The organism is Pseudoalteromonas sp. SR41-8 (genome assembly GCF_014163915.1).
In the GTDB taxonomy this organism is placed as follows: domain Bacteria; phylum Pseudomonadota; class Gammaproteobacteria; order Enterobacterales; family Alteromonadaceae; genus Pseudoalteromonas; species Pseudoalteromonas rhizosphaerae.
Genome location: NZ_JACJEE010000022.1, coordinates 15,656 through 35,891, shown reverse-complemented (window position 1 = coordinate 35,891; position 20,236 = coordinate 15,656). Strand labels below are relative to the sequence as shown.

Annotated in this window: 21 protein-coding genes; 18 read left to right on the top strand and 3 right to left on the bottom strand. The window is 39.9% G+C overall.

All coding sequences use genetic code 11. The features are described from left to right. The first annotated feature begins 62 nt into the window (after positions 1–62). From glyQ to H5162_RS14635, 5 genes are all read left to right on the top strand, one after another. Entirely contained in the window at positions 63–965 is a 903-nt protein-coding gene (gene glyQ, locus H5162_RS14655) for a glycine--tRNA ligase subunit alpha (RefSeq protein ID WP_145241722.1), read from the top strand. A gap of 2 nt (positions 966–967) precedes the next feature. Further along, positions 968–3,037, top strand: coding sequence for a glycine--tRNA ligase subunit beta (gene glyS, locus H5162_RS14650; protein ID WP_182778855.1), 2,070 nt, complete (start codon positions 968–970; stop codon positions 3,035–3,037). Positions 3,038–3,098: 61 nt separating this feature from the next. Then, positions 3,099–3,548, top strand: coding sequence for a hypothetical protein (locus H5162_RS14645; RefSeq protein WP_182735381.1), 450 nt, complete (start codon positions 3,099–3,101; stop codon positions 3,546–3,548). A gap of 213 nt (positions 3,549–3,761) precedes the next feature. Continuing rightward, on the top strand, positions 3,762–4,229 hold the full coding sequence (locus H5162_RS14640; RefSeq protein ID WP_182731929.1) for a DUF3015 family protein: 468 nt from the start codon (positions 3,762–3,764) through the stop codon (positions 4,227–4,229). Positions 4,230–4,266: 37 nt separating this feature from the next. Next, entirely contained in the window at positions 4,267–6,078 is a 1,812-nt protein-coding gene (locus H5162_RS14635) for a DUF4105 domain-containing protein (protein ID WP_182731930.1), read from the top strand. A gap of 30 nt (positions 6,079–6,108) precedes the next feature. Here the strand turns inward: H5162_RS14635 and tusA are convergent, their stop codons facing one another. The 3 genes from tusA to fadB all read right to left on the bottom strand — a co-directional run bounded on the left by tusA (position 6,109) and on the right by fadB (position 9,881). Further along, positions 6,109–6,348, bottom strand: coding sequence for a sulfurtransferase TusA (gene tusA / locus H5162_RS14630; RefSeq protein WP_182735380.1), 240 nt, complete (start codon positions 6,346–6,348; stop codon positions 6,109–6,111). A gap of 199 nt (positions 6,349–6,547) precedes the next feature. Further along, positions 6,548–7,717 (bottom strand): acetyl-CoA C-acyltransferase FadA, encoded by a 1,170-nt coding sequence (gene fadA, locus H5162_RS14625; RefSeq protein WP_145241734.1) that lies wholly within the window; start codon positions 7,715–7,717, stop codon positions 6,548–6,550. A gap of 4 nt (positions 7,718–7,721) precedes the next feature. Continuing rightward, complete coding sequence (gene fadB, locus H5162_RS14620) at positions 7,722–9,881, bottom strand: fatty acid oxidation complex subunit alpha FadB (protein WP_182735379.1); 2,160 nt, start codon at positions 9,879–9,881, stop codon at positions 7,722–7,724. A 194-nt stretch (positions 9,882–10,075) separates the two neighbouring features. Between fadB and H5162_RS14615 the strand changes: the two genes are divergently transcribed. From H5162_RS14615 to H5162_RS14555, 13 genes are all read left to right on the top strand, one after another. Beyond that, the gene (locus tag H5162_RS14615; protein WP_182735378.1) at positions 10,076–11,962 is read left to right on the top strand and encodes a transglycosylase SLT domain-containing protein; all 1,887 of its coding nucleotides are present in this window, start codon (positions 10,076–10,078) and stop codon (positions 11,960–11,962) included. An 88-nt stretch (positions 11,963–12,050) separates the two neighbouring features. Beyond that, on the top strand, positions 12,051–13,373 hold the full coding sequence (gene pepQ, locus H5162_RS14610) for a Xaa-Pro dipeptidase (RefSeq protein ID WP_145241740.1): 1,323 nt from the start codon (positions 12,051–12,053) through the stop codon (positions 13,371–13,373). Positions 13,374–13,441: 68 nt separating this feature from the next. Next, positions 13,442–14,056 carry a YigZ family protein gene (locus H5162_RS14605; protein WP_149983180.1) on the top strand — a complete coding sequence of 205 codons (615 nt, stop codon included), beginning with the start codon at positions 13,442–13,444 and terminating at the stop codon, positions 14,054–14,056. Positions 14,057–14,107: 51 nt separating this feature from the next. Next, positions 14,108–15,559, top strand: coding sequence for a TrkH family potassium uptake protein (locus H5162_RS14600; protein ID WP_145241744.1), 1,452 nt, complete (start codon positions 14,108–14,110; stop codon positions 15,557–15,559). A 50-nt stretch (positions 15,560–15,609) separates the two neighbouring features. Continuing rightward, positions 15,610–16,290 carry a flagellar brake protein gene (locus tag H5162_RS14595; RefSeq protein ID WP_149983181.1) on the top strand — a complete coding sequence of 227 codons (681 nt, stop codon included), beginning with the start codon at positions 15,610–15,612 and terminating at the stop codon, positions 16,288–16,290. A gap of 452 nt (positions 16,291–16,742) precedes the next feature. Further along, complete coding sequence (locus H5162_RS14590; RefSeq protein WP_145241748.1) at positions 16,743–16,955, top strand: calmodulin; 213 nt, start codon at positions 16,743–16,745, stop codon at positions 16,953–16,955. Between the two features lie 77 nt (positions 16,956–17,032). Further along, entirely contained in the window at positions 17,033–17,251 is a 219-nt protein-coding gene (locus H5162_RS14585) for a calmodulin (protein ID WP_145241750.1), read from the top strand. A gap of 148 nt (positions 17,252–17,399) precedes the next feature. Then, positions 17,400–17,612 (top strand): calmodulin, encoded by a 213-nt coding sequence (locus H5162_RS14580; protein WP_182735377.1) that lies wholly within the window; start codon positions 17,400–17,402, stop codon positions 17,610–17,612. Between the two features lie 182 nt (positions 17,613–17,794). Then, positions 17,795–18,388: a DUF998 domain-containing protein gene (locus H5162_RS14575; protein WP_182731933.1), complete on the top strand. Its 594-nt coding sequence runs from the start codon at positions 17,795–17,797 to the stop codon at positions 18,386–18,388. Positions 18,389–18,417: 29 nt separating this feature from the next. After that, positions 18,418–18,888, top strand: a complete 471-nt coding sequence (locus tag H5162_RS14570; RefSeq protein ID WP_182778852.1) for an OsmC family protein — start codon at positions 18,418–18,420, stop codon at positions 18,886–18,888. Positions 18,889–19,393: 505 nt separating this feature from the next. Beyond that, complete coding sequence (locus H5162_RS14565) at positions 19,394–19,606, top strand: calmodulin (protein WP_145241758.1); 213 nt, start codon at positions 19,394–19,396, stop codon at positions 19,604–19,606. An 84-nt stretch (positions 19,607–19,690) separates the two neighbouring features. Continuing rightward, positions 19,691–19,903: a calmodulin gene (locus H5162_RS14560; RefSeq protein WP_145241760.1), complete on the top strand. Its 213-nt coding sequence runs from the start codon at positions 19,691–19,693 to the stop codon at positions 19,901–19,903. 67 nt (positions 19,904–19,970) lie between these two features. Continuing rightward, entirely contained in the window at positions 19,971–20,186 is a 216-nt protein-coding gene (locus H5162_RS14555; RefSeq protein WP_145241762.1) for an EF-hand domain-containing protein, read from the top strand. Positions 20,187–20,236: the final 50 nt, after the last annotated feature.

Here is a 20,236-nt window from a genome sequence, read left to right as displayed (position 1 = left end):
ACGCACAAGGTATACTGAAGGTAATTTTCACGCTACATCACAGCAGATACTAAAAGCCAAATATGCAAAAATATGACGTTAAAACCTTTCAAGGTTTGATCCTGGCTTTACAGGATTACTGGGCACAGCAAGGCTGTGTCATTATTCAGCCACTTGATATGGAAGTTGGTGCAGGCACATTTCATCCGCAAACATTTTTAAAGTCTATTGGTCCTGAACCAATGTCGAGCGCGTATGTGCAACCATGTCGTCGTCCTACCGATGGCCGTTATGGTGAGAATCCAAATCGCCTGCAACATTACTACCAGTTCCAAGTCGTATTAAAACCATCACCAGATAACATCCAGGAGCTATATTTAGGCTCATTAGCGGCTGTTGGCATTGATACCCTTACTGACGAAGTACGCTTCGTTGAAGACAACTGGGAATCACCTACGCTAGGCGCATGGGGTCTTGGTTGGGAGATCTGGTTAAACGGTATGGAAGTAACCCAGTTTACCTACTTCCAACAAGTAGGGGGCTTAGAGTGCTCTCCTGTTACTGGTGAGATCACTTATGGTCTTGAGCGTTTAGCTATGTACATTCAAGGCGTAGATAGCATCTACGATCTAGTATGGGCTGATGGCCCAATGGGCCGTGTTACTTACGGTGATGTATTCCATCAGAACGAAGTTGAGCAATCAACTTATAACTTTGAGCATGCAAATGTTGACGATTTATTTGCCCAGTTTGATAAATGCGAAGCTGAGAGCCAAAAGCTAATTGAAGCAAGCTTACCATTACCTGCTTATGAGCAAGTAATGAAAGCATCACACGCATTTAACTTATTGGATGCACGTCACGCTATTTCGGTAACAGAGCGCCAGCGTTATATCTTGCGCGTTCGTGCATTATCTAAAGCGTGTGCACAAAGTTATTATGACAAACGCGAAGCGCTTGGTTTCCCGTTGTGTAAGGATAAGTAAGCATGTCAGTACAAAATTTATTAGTAGAAATTGGCACCGAAGAGTTGCCACCAAAATCATTGCGTAAACTTGCCGAAGCATTTGCTGCAAATCTGACTGCAGAGCTTGAGAGTCTAGAGCTTAATCACCAAGGCGTAAGCTGGTATGCATCTCCTCGTCGCTTAGGTTTACAAGTAACAGCACTTGAAGCTCAGCAACAAGACAAAGAAGTAGAAAAACGTGGTCCAGCAACGAAGGCTGCATTTGATGCCGATGGCAAGCCGACCAAAGCTGCAATGGGTTGGGCTCGTGGTTGTGGTATTGAAGTAAGTGAAGCGCAAACACTCGAGACCGATAAAGGTGCATGGTTGTTACACATTGCTAAAGTAGCAGGCAAAGAAACCACAGCCTTGATGGCTGATGCGGTAAATAAAGCGTTAGCTAAACTTCCTATTCCTAAACCAATGCGTTGGGGGGCGAATAAAACACAATTTATTCGTCCTGTTCATACCGCAACTATTTTGTTTGGCGATCAGCTAATTGAAGGCGAAGTCCTTGGTAAAGCAGTGGGTAACCAACTGCAAGGCCATCGTTTTCATCATCCAGAAAAAATCACAATCAAACACGCTGATGATGTTTTTGAGGTGCTTAAGTCTGCACATGTTGTTGCTGATTACCAGCAGCGTAAAGCACAAATTCGTAGCCAAATCGAAGCTGCAGCAACAGTCGTTAATGCAGTAGTAGCTATGGATGAAGATTTACTTGAAGAAGTAACTTCATTGGTTGAATGGCCAGTAACTCTTACTGCAACATTTGAAGAAGCGTTTTTAGATGTACCAGCCGAAGCGCTGATCTACACTATGAAAGACGATCAAAAATACTTCCCATTACTTGATCAAGACGGCAAGCTACTTAATAAGTTTTTGTTTGTTTCAAACATCGAAAGTAAAAACCCAAGCGTAGTTATTGCTGGTAACGAGAAAGTAGTGCGCCCGCGTTTAGCTGATGCGCAGTTCTTCTTTGAAACAGATAAAAAGAAAACTCTTGAAAGCCGTTTAGAATCACTTAATAGCGTATTGTTCCAACAGCAATTGGGTACGCTTAAAGATAAGTCAGAGCGTATTAGTGAACTTGCTGGTTACATTGCTGAGCAATTAGGTGCCGATAAAACACTTGCTAAGCGTGCTGGTTTATTAAGTAAAACCGATCTAATGACCGAAATGGTGATGGAGTTTACTGACGTACAAGGTGTGATGGGGATGCACTATGCACGCCATGACGGTGAAGCCGAAGATGTTGCCATTGCCCAAAACGAGCAATACATGCCGCGTTTTGCCGGTGATAATTTACCTACAAACTTAATTAGCTGCGCGGTAGCGATTGCCGATAAGTTCGATACACTGGTAGGTATTTTTGGTATTGGCCAAGCACCAAAAGGTGATAAAGATCCGTTTGCGCTTCGTCGTGCAGCCATTGGTGCGCTGCGTATCATGGTAGAAAAAGAACTACCACTTGATATTTTAGATCTAGTCGCAAAATCACAAACCCTGTTTGGCGACAAGCTAACTAACTTAAATGTATCAGCCGATGTGTTTGAATTTATGCTAGGGCGTTTTCGTGCATGGTATCAAGATGAAGGTATTGAAGTAGACGTTATTCAAGCTGTACTAGTACGTCGCCCAACTAAGCCAGTTGATTTTGACCGTCGTGTTAAAGCGGTAAGTCACTTCCGTACATTAGACGCCGCAGAAGCGCTTGCAGCAGCTAATAAACGGGTAAGTAATATTCTGGCTAAAAATGACATTACAACGCAAGGCACTGTTGATGAGAGCTTATTAAGCGATGATGCCGAAAAGGCATTAGCGGCACAAGTTGCTAAGTTTGCCACTGAATTAGCGCCGTTATACGCGGCTGGCGACTATCAAGAAGCGCTTGCCCAACTTGCGGGTATTCGTGAAAGTGTTGATAACTTCTTCGACAACGTGATGGTAATGGCAGACGATGAAGCCGTTAAGCAAAACCGTTTAGCATTACTAAGTCAACTGAGTGGTCTATTTTTAGATATTGCTGATATTTCTGTATTACAGAAATAAATTCAGCTTCGCTTAAAAAGCCAGCAGCTATGCTGGCTTTTTAGTATTAGAGGGAATACCTATGAAACGTATATTAACAGTGGCTCTAGTTGCTTTACTGAGTGCTTGTTCGAGCCAAATACAAATGCCAGATCTTAGCGATGTACTGCCAGGCCAAGAACTTGACCGTACAATGTACCTACGCGGCGACTTCAATTTATGGGATGCAGAAACGCAATATGAATTTACTCAAGTCGCGCCTGCGCTTTATCAAGCACAAGTAAAGTTTTCAACACCGGGTAAAGTGTATGAGTTTAAAATCGCTGATATGGAGTGGAGCGCAGGTTATAACTGTGGGTTCAGTGAACAAGATCCAACCGGTCAATCTCTGACGTTAGGGCAAAGCGTTGTTGCCGATTGTGACACTACTTATAATTATTTTAGCTTCACTCCTGCAATTAAAGGCAGCTACATCGTTAGCATCGATTATCATAATAACGATCAGCCAAAAGTAACAATAACTAAAAAATAGAGCTACAGGGTAAATATTGCCATTATAATGTCTGATTATATTTACAGAAGTAATAACACCCTGTTAAAATTGGTACAGATTTTTTGTAATAATCGAAGTCAATTATTTTTGAGTACTATATCAAAAATAATTTAAAACCTCTAAAGCGCCAAATATAATCATAATATACTTGGATCGTTAATATGAATAAAAAAAATTAAAATAGGATTACAGATGTTAAAAACTACAGTAACAGCAGTTGTTTTAGCGGGGGCTTTTATAGCCGCTCCATTACAGGCTAAAGAGGGTCTTAACCCTTGGCAGGATTGTGGTATCGGCGCAATGGTATTTCCAGAGAATGGAACCGCAGCAGCAATTTCAAATATTATTTGGGATTTAGGTACTACAGCAGTATCTTCAAATATATCATCTGTTGGTAGCTGTGAAGGCGCAGGTGCAAAAACAGCTCTATTTATTCAACAAACATTCCCTGTACTTGAGCAAGAAATTGCTGAAGGTGAAGGTGAGTATGTTACTGCAATGCTAAATGTACGTGGTTGTGACGCTAGTTCTCATGGTCAAATTGTAAATGCTATCCGTAACGATTTTGCGACTAAACCTGCTCAAAATCCTCAAGCATTATATGCAATTGTTGAAAGCAAAGTGACTACACAGTTTGCAGCTACTTGCCCAGTTATTTAACTGTTAATAGAGTAGGTGTCAGCACCTACTCATACTTATGACTACAATCAAATACTTACCAGCACTAGCACTGTTTGCTACGTTTTCATCTTATTCATCTAGCTCACTTTCCGAGCATCCAACCTGGTTGAAATTAGGGCATTATAAAAACGCATCATCTCCTCAAAGTTATATTGAGAGTGATTCATTTTTTATCTCAAAAAATGGCAAAAATAACCCTTCATCCGAGTTAAAAGCAACGATTGATGCATTTAATAAAGACGCACAAATGCAATGCAAGTATCCTGCTAGATATCAGTGGTTACTATCACAAGGGCTTGAATTCTCAGAGCCAAAGGTTGAATGCACCGAACTTATAGAGTGGAGAGATAAACAACCGATTCACTCTGTAAGTTTAGTCTTTGCTTCAGGGTATATGAGTAATCCGGCTTCGCTTTATGGTCATATGCTTTTAAAGCTAAATAGATCAACGCCAGAGCACAATAAGTTACTAGATTACAGCTTAAATTATGGGGCACTAGTTCCTGATAATGAAAACGGTTTGGTCTATATTACGAAAGGGTTATTTGGCGGTTACGAGGCTGGTTTTTCTGATCAACTATTTTACCGTCATCAACATAACTATGGTGAAATAGAGCTGAGAGATATATGGGAATATAAGCTTAACTTTAGCCAAGAAGACGTCCTCTTTTTAACTAATCATTTATGGGAAATTATGGGGGCTAAGTATTCTTACTATTTTGCGGATGAAAACTGTGCATTTCATATCGCAAGGGTTGTTGAATTAATTATAGGTGAGCAGTTAACGAATGAGCTTTCGCCTTGGGTTATTCCTGCGACTATTTTTTCTCGCTTAAATAGTGCTCAATATAATAACGAAAAGCTAGTAAAGCAGATTGAGTTTACTCCTTCAAGAAGTAGTGTTTTTCATCAATATGAAAACAATCTTTCAGTAAAAGACTCTAAGCTGGCTTTAGCTATTTATCATTCGCAAAATATACTTTTTGAGCCGACATTTACAAATCTAGATGTGGTAACTAAAAAACGAATTATTGAAACTCTTTTTGAGTTTGTTCAGTTGCAGCAAATAAAAAAATATGATGTTGAACACATTGAAAAGTTAAAAAAAGCTCTTATTAAAGCTCGTTTAGTCCTACCTCCAGGTAAAGAAACCTCTTTTATTAATTATGATAAATATGCACCGCATTCAGCTCAGAAACCCTCAAATATATCTATTTCTTCGACTGTGTATAAAAATGAACAAAGCCTAAATTTAGGTTTCAGATTGAGTTATTTTGATTCATTAGCTTCTGATATTGCCAGAGTTCCTTACTCTAATTTAGAGATGTTGGATGTTGAGGTTGCTTTATTTGATTCGCAGTTATATCTAGAAAAATTACATCTTTTAGATCTAGAATCATTTAACCCAGCCTATAGTCAGTGGCCAAATGAAGGCGGTTGGGCATGGCAGATAAATGTAGGTTATGAAAGAAATCGCAGTCAGTGCTTTAGTTGCTCAAGTACATTTGCCATGGCAGGAGTTGGAAAGTCATGGTTATTAAATGCTAATCAGTCGCTAGTGTACGGTATGATTAATGGTTATGCTGGTGAATTACAAAGCACCCAACAATGGCTGGATACTTCAATAGAGCTAGGATTTTTAACGACTGTAACTTCTAATTTAAAACTAAGAACATCAATTGAGAAGTTTTATCACCAACAGTTAAGCGGTATTGCAACGAACATCGAGCTATCAGTGCCTATCAATCAAGATTTCGACATACGATTTGGTTATAAACATGCAACAGAGTTTCAGTGGCAGTTGAAATTAAACTTTTACTGGGATTAATGAATGTTTTAATTAGGGTTAATTATTGATTTATAGCCCTTTTTTAACTAAATATCGATACGGTATGGCATCTACTTCTTTTTTTAACAGTGTATGATCCATAAACATACAAAAGCTGGGGATATCACGGGTGGTTGATGGATCGTCGGCAATAATTAATAAAGTTTCGCCATTTTCCATTTTACGTACCGCGCTTCTGATCATCATTACAGGCTCCGGACAGCGTAGGCCAATGGCATCTAATTGGTGATCGGGATTCTCAAAACTCATTGCATAACCTTTACTGTTTATTTAGCGCTTAACGATTAATTTAAGGCTGCTAGTTTAACGACCTCAGCCTGATAAATAAAGTCACTTCACTTGTGCTTATAAAGCGACATAACTTAGCTGCAAAAATTAATTATAAAAAAGCCGCGTTGATTTAATCAACGCGGCTTTTTATCACCAAGGTATTACTTAATACATTTTATTAATCTTGCACACGTTCAAATACAGTTGCGATGCCTTGGCCTAAACCAATACACATAGTTGCTAAACCATATTTTGCGTTTTTATCTTCCATTAAGTGAATAAGTGAGGTGCTGATACGTGAACCAGAACAACCCAAAGGATGACCCAGAGCAATAGCACCGCCGTTTAAATTCACTTTTTCATCAACTACATCAGCAAGACCTAGGTCTTTTAATACTGGTAGTGACTGTGCTGCGAATGCTTCGTTAAGTTCTGCAACATCGATATCATCAATAGTGATACCGGCTTGTGCTAATGCTTTTTTACTTGCTGGTACTGGGCCGTAACCCATGATTGATGGATCGCAACCTGCAACCGCCATGGCTTTAACACGTGCACGAATTGGTAAGCCTAAAGCTTTGGCTTTTTCTTCGCTCATTACTAACATAGCAGATGCGCCGTCAGAAAGAGCTGAAGACGTACCGGCAGTGACTGAGCCTGATGCAGGGTTAAATACTGGGCGAAGCTGTGATAAGCCTTCTACCGTTGTTTCTGGACGAATTACTTCGTCATCTTCAACTAAAATCAGTGAACCATCTGCGTCATGACCTTCCATTGCGAGGATTTCGCGGCGGAAACGTCCTTCAACCGTTGCTGCATGAGCTCGTTGATGTGAGCGGTATGCAAATTGGTCTTGCTGCTCACGGGTAATACCGTGAATAGTTGCAAGGTACTCTGCGGTTAAGCCCATTGAGCCAGATGCTTGTGCAATTGAAGTTGCTAAGCCTGGGTGAAAGTCGTTACCGTGGGTCATTGGCACATGACCCATGTGCTCAACACCACCAATGATGTAGGTATCACCAGCGCCAGTCATGATTGCGCGAGCAGCATCGTGTAATGCTTGCATTGATGATCCACATAAGCGGTTTACTGTTACCGCTGGCACTGTGTGAGGAATGCCGGCAAGTAATGCGGCATTACGAGCAACGTTAAAACCTTGCTCTAAAGTTTGTTGTACACAACCCCAATAGATATCGTCAATCGATGCTGGATCAACGGCTGGGTTGCGATCAAGTAAGCCCTTCATTAGGTGGGCGCTTAAATCTTCGGCACGCTTATGTTTAAATACACCGTTTTTTGAACGGCCCATTGGCGTGCGGATACAATCTACAATTACTGGAGTATTCATGGTCTTATCCTTCCACCTTATAGAAAATACGGCCTTCTTCAGCCCATTTGCGAGTTTGTTCAGATACTTGGTAAATCGCACCTAGATGAGCGTATTTGTCAGCTGTTGCAACAAAGTTAGCTAGTCCAGTTTGATCTAAGTAACGGAACGCGCCGCCTCTAAATGGAGGGAAACCAATACCGTAAATAAGTGCCATATCAGCTTCTTGTGGAGAAGCAACAATGTTTTCTTGTAAACACAGTAGCACTTCGTTGATCATAGGTATCATACAACGGTCGATAATTTCTTGTTTATCAAACTCTTTCGGTACATCAGTGATTGCACTAAGTAGCTCAACTGCTTGTGGATCTTGAGCTTTTTTCAAGCGACCGCGACGATCCGGAGCATACTGGTAGAAACCCGCTTTGTTCTTTTGACCAAAACGCTTTTCGTTAGCGAATATTGTTACCGGATCTTTTTCGGCACGTGACATGCGCTCAGGGAAACCATCTGCCATCACGCCAGTACAGTGGTAAGCCGTATCAATACCGACAACATCAAGTAAGTATGCAGGACCCATAGGCCAGCCAAATACGTTTTCCATTACTTTATCTACTTTGGCAAAATCAGCGCCTTCAACAACTAACTTACTAAAGCCGGCAAAGTATGGGAATAATACACGGTTTACAAAGAATCCTGGGCAATCGTTAACAACGATAGGTGATTTACCTAACTTTAAGGCGTAATCAACAACGGCGTTAATCGTTTGCTCTGAAGTTTTCTCACCGCGAATAATTTCTACCAGTGGCATTTTTGGCACTGGGTTAAAGAAGTGCATACCACAGAAATTTTCAGGTTTTTCAAGAGCTGTGGCTAATTCATCAATACGAATAGTTGATGTGTTAGACGTTAAGATAGTGCCTGCAGGCATGTCTTTTTCAAGACCTGCTAAAACGGCTTGTTTAACTTTAGGGTTTTCAACAACTGCTTCAACAATGATATCAGCGCTTTGTAAATCGCTATCATTAAGAGTTGGTTTGATTTTACCTAACGTTGCTACCATTTTGTCCATCGCCATATGGCCGCGTTGAACTTTTTGACCTAATAGCTTAGATGCTTCACCCATACCTAAATCAAGCGCATCCTGTTGGATGTCTTTCATTATAATAGGTGTTCCTTTATAAGCTGACTGGTAAGCGATACCGCCACCCATAATACCAGCACCAAGTACTGCAGCTTGTTTAATTACTACATCACTGGTTTTAGCTTGTTTGCGCGCTTTCCCCTTGATGTATTGATCTGCTAAGAAAATACCCGTTTGGGCTGCGGCTTCTGGAGTGCGTGCTAATTTAGCAAAGTTGGCATTTTCAATCGCCATTGCTTCATCACGAGTACAGTTTGCTGCTGCTTTAATAGTACGAACTGCCATAATAGGAGCAGGATAGTGGCCTTTGGTTTTACCCATTACCATACCTTCTGCCATTGCAAAGCTCATACCTTGCTCAACACGGTTCAATTTAAGTGGTTGTAATTTTACTTGTCGCTTAGCTTGCCAATCTAGTTTTCCAGAGATTGCTAATTCAAGCGTTGAAATTCCTGACTCTATAAGTTTGTCAGTACTAACTACCGCATCAACTGCACCTACTTTTAAAGCATCAGCTGCGCGGTTTTCGGCACCAGAGGTGATCCAAAGCATCGCATTATCAGCACCAACAATGCGTGGTAAGCGAACTGTGCCGCCAAATCCAGGCATGATGCCAAGTTTTACTTCTGGTAGGCCAATTTTAGCATCAGTGCTAGCAACACGATAATCGGTAGCAAGTACCCACTCACAACCACCACCAAGTGCTAAGCCATTGATAGCGCTTAAAGTTGGGAATGGTAAATCTTCTAGCGCGTCAAAAACATCAGTGGCATCTTTGATCCACGTTACTAATTCAGCTTCTGGTTTAGTAAAGGTAGGTAAAAATTCGAAAATATCGGCGCCAATAATAAAGTGTTCTTTATCACTGGTAAAAATCATGCCTTTGATATCACTGTTTGCGGCTAATTCTTTTAATGCAGAGGCGCAATCTTTCAAGGTTTGCTGAGACAAAGTGTTTACAGAACCTGCAACACAAAATTTGAACTCGGCGATATTATCCTTGATGAAAGCAACTTCAAAGGAATCGCTTTTATATAACATTATTATTCTCCCTAGTTAGTGAACTAAGACTGGTACGATGAGTTTGCATTTCAATCAGTGTGCTTGCTTTAAATTAAAAATGCAACGAAAAATTTACTGTGGTGCCTTACTACTGGTTAAAATATAGCTTGTTTGGTGCTAAGGTGTAGGCGAAGTGTTTGTCTTTTATTTACCTTTGAATATTTAAGGTCATCATGAAAAAACAATTTTTAAGTGTAACGGCAGCAGCATTATTATTTCCTTTATTTTCTGCCTACGCTAATACTGAACATGACGCATTTTTAGATGCTGAAAGAAAAGTTAAATATGCTAGTTATCAGGAGTTTAAAGAAATAACAGCACAGCTAGACCATCCATTAAAGCCTTATGTGGAACAAGTCTATTGGCAGCGCCATCCCGATATTGAGCACCAATCTGAAATAGAGCGTTATTTAACTATTTACCAAAGTACGCCTTTAGAGTGGCCAGTGCGCAAAGCATGGCTGCAGAATTTGCAAAAGCAAAACCGCAAAGCCGCTTTTATTAATAATTATCGTGAGACTACAAATACTGAACTGACTTGCACTTACCTGCAGTATCAGCTTGATTTAGGGGCACCAGAACAAGCGATAATGAGACAAGTAACAAATTTATGGACTGTTGGGAAATCACAGCCTGAAGAATGTGACCTATTATTTAGTACTTGGCGTAAAAAAGGTTATATGAGCCAAGAGCAAATATGGCAACGTATTACGTTATCAGCACAAGGTGGTTCGCAAAGTTTATTGCCATACTTAAAAACTTTATTACCAAAAAATGAGCAATACTTGGCTGACTTTTATCGAAAAGTTCGCAGCGATCCCAGTGCAGTTGCAGGAATGTATCGTTACAAGCATAAAACAGTTAAGGAAAGCGAAATTGCACACTATGGAATTAAACGCTTAATTTGGCGAGATAAAACCTTAGCGCTCAAGGCGTGGGAAAAGTTAGACAAAATGTTTAACTATTCTGACGAGCAAAAGGCTGATGTGTATTATAGTTTTGCTTTAGCGTTGGCATCAAGAGGTCATCCTGAGGCACGTTTCTGGTTGAGTAAAGTGCCCAAAGATCGTCAAGATCGTAAATTAATGCAATGGCAGTTAGGCAATATGCTGAAAACTCAGGATTGGTCGGGCATCGTTGCGTTTTTTACAGGTAAAGAAAATCTCAGTCTGGGTCAGCAATATTGGTTAGCCTACAGTTTAGCTCAACGAGGTGATACACAGCGTGCTAAAGCTATTTGGCAAATAGTCGCAAAAGAGCGTGACTATTATGGCTTTTTGGCTGCCGCGCGGTTGGGGTTACCTATTGAACTCAATAATCAACCATTGTTAGTGAGCGATAAATTAATGCATGAGGTCGCTAATGCCCCAGGTTTTAAACGTGCTAAAGCGATGTATGAACTTGAGCGGTTTACTTCGGCTCGTCGCGAATGGAATTATTTAACAAGCACTTCTAGCGATGGAGAAAAGCTCGCGGCTTCAAAACTCGCAGCAGAATTAGATTGGTACGACAGTACTATTTATACTTTAGCGCAAATTAAGGCATGGGATTATGTAGAGTTACGTTTCCCATTTGCTTTTCAAGATTTATTTGAGCGTTATAGTAAACGTAATCATATAGATGTTACTTGGAGCATTGCTATTTCGCGCCGTGAAAGCTCTTTTGCACCTGATGCGCGTTCTCACGCCAATGCGCGTGGTTTAATGCAGTTATTACCAAGTACAGCGAAGTATGTCAATAAAAGTACTGTTTCAGGAAGTCGCTTAAATCAGCCGAAAACAAATATACGTTTAGGCACAGAATATTTAGAATATTTAAAAAACAAAAACCATGGCAACGAAATACTAGCAACTGCCTCGTATAACGCTGGTTACCATAGAATCAAAAAGTGGTTACCAAATGAAGCTATGCCTGCTGAATTATGGATTGAGCTTATCCCGTACCGTGAAACTCGGGAGTACGTAAAAAATGTGTTTGCTTATCGTCAGGTTTATCACACGCGTTTAGGGCGCGAAGGAAACATACTGGCACCAATATTGGATATGAAGATGGGTGGCTAAGGCACAAGTGCTTTAGCGCATCTGCATTGGGGTTAAACAGGGTCTATGTTAGACTTAAAATAAGTTAAATTTAACAGATGGGTTTTCTATGGATAAATTAGCCGTTTTATACGCCGAACATATTGCAACACTGCAGCAGCGTACTCGTACTATTATTGAGCGTGAAGGATTAGAAGGTTTAGTGATCCATTCAGGACAAGCTAAACGTCAGTTTTTAGACGATATGTATTATCCGTTTAAAGTCAACCCGCATTTCAAAGCTTGGTTACCGGTCATCGATAATCCACACTGTTGGATTGTTGTGAATGGCAGTGATAAACCAAAACTGATTTTTTATCGCCCTGTCGATTTTTGGCACAAAGTACCAGATGAGCCACGAGATTTTTGGGCTGATTACTTTGATATCGAGCTATTATTACAGCCTGATCAAGTTGAAAAACTATTACCATACGATAAGGCGAAGTACGCTTATATCGGTGAATACCTAGAAGTAGCTCAAGCGCTAGGCTTTAGCATTATGAACCCAGAGCCGGTGCTCAATTACTTTAATTACCACCGTGCTTATAAAACTCAATACGAACTTGAATGCTTACGCCAAGCTAATCGTATTGCGGTTGATGGCCACAAAGCTGCGCGTGATACCTTTTTTAACGGTGGCTCTGAATTTGATATTCAGCAAGCGTATTTAATGGCCACTCGCCAAAGCGAAAACGAAATGCCGTATGGCAATATTGTTGCGCTTAACGAAAATTGCGCTATTTTGCACTACACTCATTTTGAGCCTCAAGCCCCAAAAGCACATCATTCGTTCTTAATTGATGCTGGCGCTAATTTTAATGGCTATGCTGCAGATATAACTCGTACTTATGATTTTAAAAAGTCGGGCGAGTTTGCCGAATTAATTGCCGCAATGACACAGCATCAAATTGCATTGGGTAAAGCACTGAAACCAGGTTTGTTATACGGTGAACTGCACTTAGATTGCCATCAACGTATTGCTCAGGTGCTTAGTGATTTTAATATTGTTAAGTTACCAGCCACTGAGATCGTTGAGCGCGGTATTACGTCGACTTTCTTTCCGCATGGGCTTGGCCATCATCTTGGTTTACAAGTGCACGATATGGGTGGTTTTATGGCTGATGAAAAGGGTACACATCAAGCGCCACCAGAAGGTCATCCATTCTTGCGTTGTACGCGCTTGATTGAGAAAAACCAAGTATTCACGATTGAACCTGGTTTGTACTTTATCGATTCATTACTTGGTGATTTAACGCAAACAGACAACAAGCAGTTTATTAACTGGGAAAAGGTTGAAGCGTTTAAACCATTTGGCGGTATTCGCATCGAGGACAACATTATTGTTCATGAAGATAGCTTAGAAAATATGACCCGTGATTTAGCATTAGATTAATCATCCGGTGTTAAAAGTTGGGGCCATATGGCCCCATTTTTTGCTTCATTATTTGGGTTTATCAAAGAATGTCAGAATATAAGTACCCAGCAGCAACCGTTTTTCATCAAGAAGAAATAAAAAAAAGCACCTTTATTGTGCATATTGCTCATACGCCAGATTTAGCCTCGGCAAAAGCGTTTATCCGTGAGATTGAAAGTAAATATAGCGATGCTCGTCATAACTGTTGGGCGCATGTTGCAGGTAATCCTGGTGGTAGTCATGTTTATGGTTTCTCTGATGATGGTGAACCAAATGGTACTGCAGGCAAACCTATGCTTAATGTATTAATGGGATCTGGGCTTGGAGAAGTCACCGCGGTAGTTACTCGTTATTTTGGCGGTATAAAGCTGGGTACTGGCGGGTTAGTCAGAGCATATGGCGGCTCGCTAAATAATGCCTTGGCACATTTAACAACTACATTAAAAGTTCCTAGTGTTGAGCTGGTGGGCTGTAGTGATTACAGCGCGCAAGGAGCGATAGAGCAGTTACTAAAAACGCAATTTCAAGTACTTAACATAGAAAAGCAATTTACTGCTAATATAGAATGGGTTATTACTATAGATAGCCGCCAAGCCACACAAGCCATAAAAGATATTTATGATTTGAGCCATGGCGCGGTTGAGTTAAGTATTAAAGAGTAAGACAATAGCATTCACGCACTAATCATTACTTAATAAAAAAGCGATAGCTCAATGCAATTTCGTACCATCATAAAAATTCTCGGCCAACTGGTTGTACTGTTCAGTATCACTATGGTGCCGCCGGCAATTGTATCGCTCATTTATAAAGATGGTGGTGGCGTGCCATTTGTTCTCGCATTTATATTCAGTGTCATTATTGGTTTACTTGCATACTATCCAAATAGACGCGAGCAGGGAGATTTAAAAGCTCGCGAAGGTTTTTTAATTGTGGTGCTATTTTGGTTAGTTCTAGGGGCATTCGCATCTTTACCGCTGATTTTTTTACAAGAACCTAATTTATCATTAGCGGATGCGGTATTCGAAGCGTTTTCAGGGCTAACTACAACCGGTGCTACAGTGTTAACAGGCATTGAATATCTCCCTAAATCGGTATTGTTTTATCGCCAACAACTGCAATGGTTAGGCGGTATGGGGATAATCGTATTAGCGGTTGCAGTGCTACCCATGCTTGGCGTTGGTGGTATGCAGTTGTATCGAGCTGAAACTCCAGGGCCTGTAAAAGATTCCAAAATGACGCCACGTATTGCCGATACCGCAAAACATCTTTGGTATATTTATGTGTCGTTAACTATCGCGTGTACTTTAGCGTACTGGGCTGCCGGAATGAATTGGTTTGATGCTATTTGTCATTCATTTTCTACTGTTGCAATAGGCGGATTCTCTACTTACGATGCTTCTATGGGACATTTTGACAGTCCATTAATCAACTTTATTTGCGTGATATTTCTAATCATCGCTGCCGTTAATTTCACCTTGCATTACGCAGCTGTTTCGAGTCGAAATCTCAGAGTGTATATCCGCGACCCTGAGTTTAAAGTGTTTTTGTTTATTCAACTAGCGCTGGTGATAGTGTGTTTTACGGTACTGTCGTCCAATAACATATATGCAAACGGTGACGAAACGCTCGATCAGGCATTATTTCAAGCGGTATCAATTAGTACTACTGCGGGTTTTGCCACCGATAATTTTTCAGCATGGCCCTTATTCTTGCCTATTTTACTGATATTTTCGAGCTTTATTGGTGGTTGTGCAGGTTCCACTGGCGGCGGTATGAAAGTAGTCCGAGTGTTTTTACTTTATCTGCAAGGAATACGTGAGCTTAATCGGTTAGTGCATCCTCGTGCTATTTACTCTATTAAACTTGGTCGTAAGGCATTACCAGATAAAGTAGTTGAAGCCGTATGGGGATTTTTCTCTGCTTATGCGTTGGTATTTGTCATTATTATGTTAGCGTTAATGGGGACCGGTATGGATAACATAACGGCGTTCTCAGCCACCGCAGCTTGCTTAAATAACCTCGGCCCTGGTTTGGGGGATGTTGCGTCGCATTATGGCGCTATTAGTGATGGCGCTAAATGGCTATTAACCATTGCGATGGTGTTCGGGCGATTAGAGATATTCACCTTATTAGTGTTGTTTACACCGACCTTCTGGCGTGGTTAGTTTGTATAAAAGCGAGCACTTGTACAAGGTTATTTATAGTTGGAAAGGAAATGGCAAAAACAAGACAACAATTAAACTTAGAAAACCTTGCCTACATTAGTGCTGGTAGCATTGTTGATGTCGAAATATTAACACCCACAGCCAGTAAGCGAATTAAAACTGAATTTGTTGGTTTATTGCATGAGCGTTTTGTGATTTTAAATTATCCATCAGCCAAGCGCTTAAGTAACGCGGGTGAATATTTAAAAGATGGTGTTGTGGTGATCGTCAGAGCGGTGCTTGAAACCGGTGGCGGGCAAGTTATAGCATTTCGTCAGCAGGTTATGTCTGTGTCGTCGCACCCGGCACGGCTTATTTATTTAAATTTCCCAACTGAAGTGCAATTATTTAGTTTGCGATCACAAACTCGTATTCCCACATTATTAGCTGCAAAAATAAAGTTTAATGACGAACGCGAGATGCAAGGAGTTATTAAAGATATCTCAGTAACTGGGGTAATGTTTGATGTAAAAAGTAAAGCTGATCTCAGTGAATTAAAGAATACTCAGTGTCATATTATGCTCGATAAAAACAATAAAGGTGTTACTGAGTTTAGCGGACAAATATGCAGTGTTAAAAGCCATGCCACTAGCGCCCAGTTTGGTATTCAACTAACGGCAAGTGAAGACGAGATGAAAACTTTCATGAAAGACCACTTTATCGACCTTTCAGTGCTTGAGCCACTGGTGTAAATTTGTGCATATTCGCTGTTTTGCGACAAAATAGCGGATATACCGTAACCCACCTTAAAGAACTCTAAATTTATTTTTATTGTTATTAATTATCAGCAACATAGATTTTTTATTTATTTCAGTTGCTAATTTTCAGCTGGTTAATTTCAGCGCCTGTCACTCTTCTTGCCTATAAAAATATAAATACGAACACTGTAAGTACGGATCTGTGTCTTTTCTATTAAACCTAATCAATTGATTTTTATAAACTATATTTTATAGGTGGTTTACGTGTTGCTAAAAAGCAACAAAAAACACCGTAAATAGCCAGTCAAAAGTAAATTTTATTTTTAATGATTTGATTTTAAACGTTTTTTTAAATGTGGCACCGAAGTTGTAATAGTCTAGTTGTACAGAACGAAAATGTGATTAGCACATCGTTCGAAACCATAAACATTGAAGGAATATTTATTATGAACACATTAAATAAAACGTTGGCACTTATTGCTCTAGCATCTTCTTCAGCCGCATTTGCTGCAACAGACTTTGACACATTAGATGTTGATGGTAATGGCGCAATTAGCCAAAGTGAAGCTTCAGTTGATGCTGAGCTTATGAGCCAATTTGCAGAGCTTGATACCGACGGTAACGGCGAACTTTCAAAAGCAGAGTTTTCAAAAGCTTAATGTCGCTTTTTGACAGGGAAAAATGAAAAGGACTTCGTAACACACTATTCATCATCTCAGGTGAAAGGAGATAACCAATGAACATACTAAATAAAGCGATAGTACTTATTGCATTAACCTCTTCATCAGCAGCATTTGCTTTTGAGGCGTTAGACTTCGATACCCTTGATGTTGATGAAAATGGTGTGATCAGTCAAGTTGAAGCCGCAGAAGATGCTGAGCTTTTAAATAGATTTGCAGAGCGTGATACTGACCAAAACGGTGAGTTATCAAAAGAAGAGTTTTCAAAAGCTTAATAATTTAATACTGAGTTTATCCTGAGCTGCCAAAGACAACCTAAGTGGGCAGGGAACCCATGATAAAGGATAACAAGGAAGACTTTACTCGCATTGAAAACCAGTATTGAGACAAATTCTTTGATAGTACATTGAAGGAATATTAATTATGAACACATTAAATAAAACATTAGCACTTATTGCACTGGCATCTTCATCAGCGGCGTTTGCTGCTACCGATTTTGATACGCTAGATGTTGATGGCAACGGCGCAATCAGCCAAAGTGAAGCATCGGTTGATGCTGAGCTTATGAGTAAATTTGCAGAGCTTGATACAGACGGTAACGGTGAGCTCTCAAAAACTGAGTTCGCAAAGGCCTAATTATAGCTTCCGCCTACAAGGAATTTTAAAAGGACTTTTACATTGATTACGTTCAAAAGCAGCCAATACCCCCGGGCTGCTTTTTTTATGCCTGTGTGCTTCCTGTGCGGTTAAGTGCATTATTTACAACATAAATACATCAGCTTATTATCGTGGTATTAATTTATACATGGAAGTTGCTAATGTTAGAGATTATCAGTTTATATTCAGCACTAAGCGCGAGTATATGGATTGTTGCTGGGGTGTATATCGCTGGTAGGTGTTATCCAAACTATAGTCATGCAAAGCAATTTTGCAGCGAGCTCGGTGCTGCTGGCAGTCCCACGGAAAAACTATCCCCGCTTATTAATAACTATCCTCTTGGGTTACTATTTTGTTTATTTGGTTGGTATGTCGTACAGCTGGAAAATACCGCTATATTAATTATGTTGGTCGGTTGGCTTGTCATGATTCATGGTGTGGGTACCTGGATTGCCGGTTACTTCCCCATGGATGCGGATCCTAATACTAAAAACCCTACTTTGAGTTGCCAAATACATTCTTGGGCTGGCTTGGTAATGCTGCTGTCTTTGCTGATTGCGCCAATTTTTGTTGCTGTAAGTTCATATACCAGTATTTCATTTCGGCTTTTTTCAATTTTGTGTGTGTGTATTGCCTGTTACTTTTTAGTTTTGTTGACGCAAGCATTTAAGCAAAAAGGCAGTGTAGGCACTTATCAACGATTAGCTTATGGTGTGCAGTTGTTGTGGTTGAGTGCATTTTCGTTGGTGCTTTAACCGTAAAATAATTTTTAATGGGAGTTTCAATGTCTGAATATGTAGCAAGTGTTGTCTGGTCTCGCCAAGCAGAAGAGTTGTTTATTGATAATAAATATAGCCGAGCTCACCAGTGGCAATTTGATGGTGGGGCAACTATTGCTGCATCCTCCTCACCGCATATCGTGCCACTGCCATATTCTGTGGCAGAAAGTGTCGACCCCGAAGAGGCATTTATTGCGTCATTGTCGAGCTGCCATATGTTATTTTTCTTATCTATTGCGGCAAAAAATAAGTTTATAGTTGATAGCTATCAAGATGATGCCGTTGGTTTGATGCAGCGCGCTAGTGATGGGCGTATGTCGATGACTCAAGTAACTTTAAAACCATGTGTGAAGTTTGCCGAAAATGAGCAACCGAGTGCAGAGCAATTAGAAGAAATGCATCACCAGGCTCATGAGTTATGTTTTATCGCCAATTCGGTGAAAACACATATTGTGATTGAAATTGTTGGTGCTTAATTAAATTGTAAGAATACCCAGAGCGTTAAAACTGCAATATCGTTGCTATTGTTTCGCATAATGGCAACAAAACACGAATTTTCATAAACTAACTGCGTTTTTATTTTTTACTTACCAAAATAAATTTAATTTCCCCTTACAATTCAGATTGTTAATTTATGAAAAAAATTCAATTTTTATCAGTTAAAGTTGCTGTTCAGTTGCGGTTAGGGTACTCATCTTTGAAAAAAACACTATTATCAGCATAGTTTATCGAGTTGTGTCATTTTTATAACTATTAACCATTTGATTTATATGGTTTTATAGGTTAACGCATAAATTTTGTTGCTAAACTGCAACAGAATAGTCCTTCTAAATTCCACGGAAACATCAAAATACAATGTAACTTCATGATTTTTAATGATAATAAATTGTTGGCACCGAAGTTGTAATACTCTAGTTGTCTTGAACGAAACGGTGATTATCACTTAAGTTCACAACCATAAACTTTGAAGGAATATTTATTATGAACACATTAAATAAAACATTAGCACTTATCGCATTAGCTTCTTCATCAGCAGCATTTGCAGGTACTGACTTTGACACCTTAGATGTTGATGGTAGCGGCACGATCAGCCAAAGCGAAGCGGCAGTTGATGCAAAATTAATGAGCCAGTTTGCTGAGTTAGATACTGATGGTAATGGTGAGCTTTCAAAAGCTGAGTTTTCTGAAGCGTAATCGCTTATTTTCATACAAGGATCTTTGCAAAGGACCTGCGCATTTGATTAAGCAAGCACACTAAATTTTGGAAGGAAGATAATTATGAACACATTAAATAAAACCTTAGCACTTATCGCGTTGGCATCATCATCAGCTGCTTTTGCAGCAACTGACTTCGATACTCTTGATGTTGATGGCAATGGTGTAATCAGCCAACAAGAAGCATCTGCTGATGCGACTATTTCAGCTAAGTTTGCTGAGCTTGATACTGACCAAAACGGTGAGTTATCAAAAGAAGAATTTTCAAAAGCGTAATTTCAGTTTCCACAAACAGGGATCTCTGAAAAGGATTTCTTTCTTTTAAATTATTAGGAATAACACTATGAAACATATTAATACAGCACTTGCTATTTTTGCCTTAGCGGCTTCATCAACTGCGTTTGCAGCAGTTAGTTTTGACACATTTGATACTGATGGAGACGGCGTGATTAGCCAAAAAGAAGCCTCTGTGAATGCACAGTTAGTTGAAATTTTTGCTGACTTAGATACAGATCAAAACGGTGAGCTATCGAAAGAAGAGTTTGCCAAAGTACAATAAACTGATAGAAATAACACTCCTACAAAAAAAAGCAGCTTAGTTAAGCTGCT

What these genes read in the sequence shown, in the direction of transcription:
- glyQ (WP_145241722.1), top strand. Translation starts at nt 63, where the DNA reads ATGCAAAAATATGACGTTAAAACCTTTCAAGGTTTGATCCTGGCTTTA.
- glyS (WP_182778855.1), top strand. Translation starts at nt 968, where the DNA reads ATGTCAGTACAAAATTTATTAGTAGAAATTGGCACCGAAGAGTTGCCA.
- H5162_RS14645 (WP_182735381.1), top strand. Translation starts at nt 3,099, where the DNA reads ATGAAACGTATATTAACAGTGGCTCTAGTTGCTTTACTGAGTGCTTGT.
- H5162_RS14640 (WP_182731929.1), top strand. Translation starts at nt 3,762, where the DNA reads ATGTTAAAAACTACAGTAACAGCAGTTGTTTTAGCGGGGGCTTTTATA.
- H5162_RS14635 (WP_182731930.1), top strand. Translation starts at nt 4,267, where the DNA reads ATGACTACAATCAAATACTTACCAGCACTAGCACTGTTTGCTACGTTT.
- tusA (WP_182735380.1), bottom strand. Translation starts at nt 6,348, where the DNA reads ATGAGTTTTGAGAATCCCGATCACCAATTAGATGCCATTGGCCTACGC.
- fadA (WP_145241734.1), bottom strand. Translation starts at nt 7,717, where the DNA reads ATGAATACTCCAGTAATTGTAGATTGTATCCGCACGCCAATGGGCCGT.
- fadB (WP_182735379.1), bottom strand. Translation starts at nt 9,881, where the DNA reads ATGTTATATAAAAGCGATTCCTTTGAAGTTGCTTTCATCAAGGATAAT.
- H5162_RS14615 (WP_182735378.1), top strand. Translation starts at nt 10,076, where the DNA reads ATGAAAAAACAATTTTTAAGTGTAACGGCAGCAGCATTATTATTTCCT.
- pepQ (WP_145241740.1), top strand. Translation starts at nt 12,051, where the DNA reads ATGGATAAATTAGCCGTTTTATACGCCGAACATATTGCAACACTGCAG.
- H5162_RS14605 (WP_149983180.1), top strand. Translation starts at nt 13,442, where the DNA reads ATGTCAGAATATAAGTACCCAGCAGCAACCGTTTTTCATCAAGAAGAA.
- H5162_RS14600 (WP_145241744.1), top strand. Translation starts at nt 14,108, where the DNA reads ATGCAATTTCGTACCATCATAAAAATTCTCGGCCAACTGGTTGTACTG.
- H5162_RS14595 (WP_149983181.1), top strand. Translation starts at nt 15,610, where the DNA reads ATGGCAAAAACAAGACAACAATTAAACTTAGAAAACCTTGCCTACATT.
- H5162_RS14590 (WP_145241748.1), top strand. Translation starts at nt 16,743, where the DNA reads ATGAACACATTAAATAAAACGTTGGCACTTATTGCTCTAGCATCTTCT.
- H5162_RS14585 (WP_145241750.1), top strand. Translation starts at nt 17,033, where the DNA reads ATGAACATACTAAATAAAGCGATAGTACTTATTGCATTAACCTCTTCA.
- H5162_RS14580 (WP_182735377.1), top strand. Translation starts at nt 17,400, where the DNA reads ATGAACACATTAAATAAAACATTAGCACTTATTGCACTGGCATCTTCA.
- H5162_RS14575 (WP_182731933.1), top strand. Translation starts at nt 17,795, where the DNA reads ATGTTAGAGATTATCAGTTTATATTCAGCACTAAGCGCGAGTATATGG.
- H5162_RS14570 (WP_182778852.1), top strand. Translation starts at nt 18,418, where the DNA reads ATGTCTGAATATGTAGCAAGTGTTGTCTGGTCTCGCCAAGCAGAAGAG.
- H5162_RS14565 (WP_145241758.1), top strand. Translation starts at nt 19,394, where the DNA reads ATGAACACATTAAATAAAACATTAGCACTTATCGCATTAGCTTCTTCA.
- H5162_RS14560 (WP_145241760.1), top strand. Translation starts at nt 19,691, where the DNA reads ATGAACACATTAAATAAAACCTTAGCACTTATCGCGTTGGCATCATCA.
- H5162_RS14555 (WP_145241762.1), top strand. Translation starts at nt 19,971, where the DNA reads ATGAAACATATTAATACAGCACTTGCTATTTTTGCCTTAGCGGCTTCA.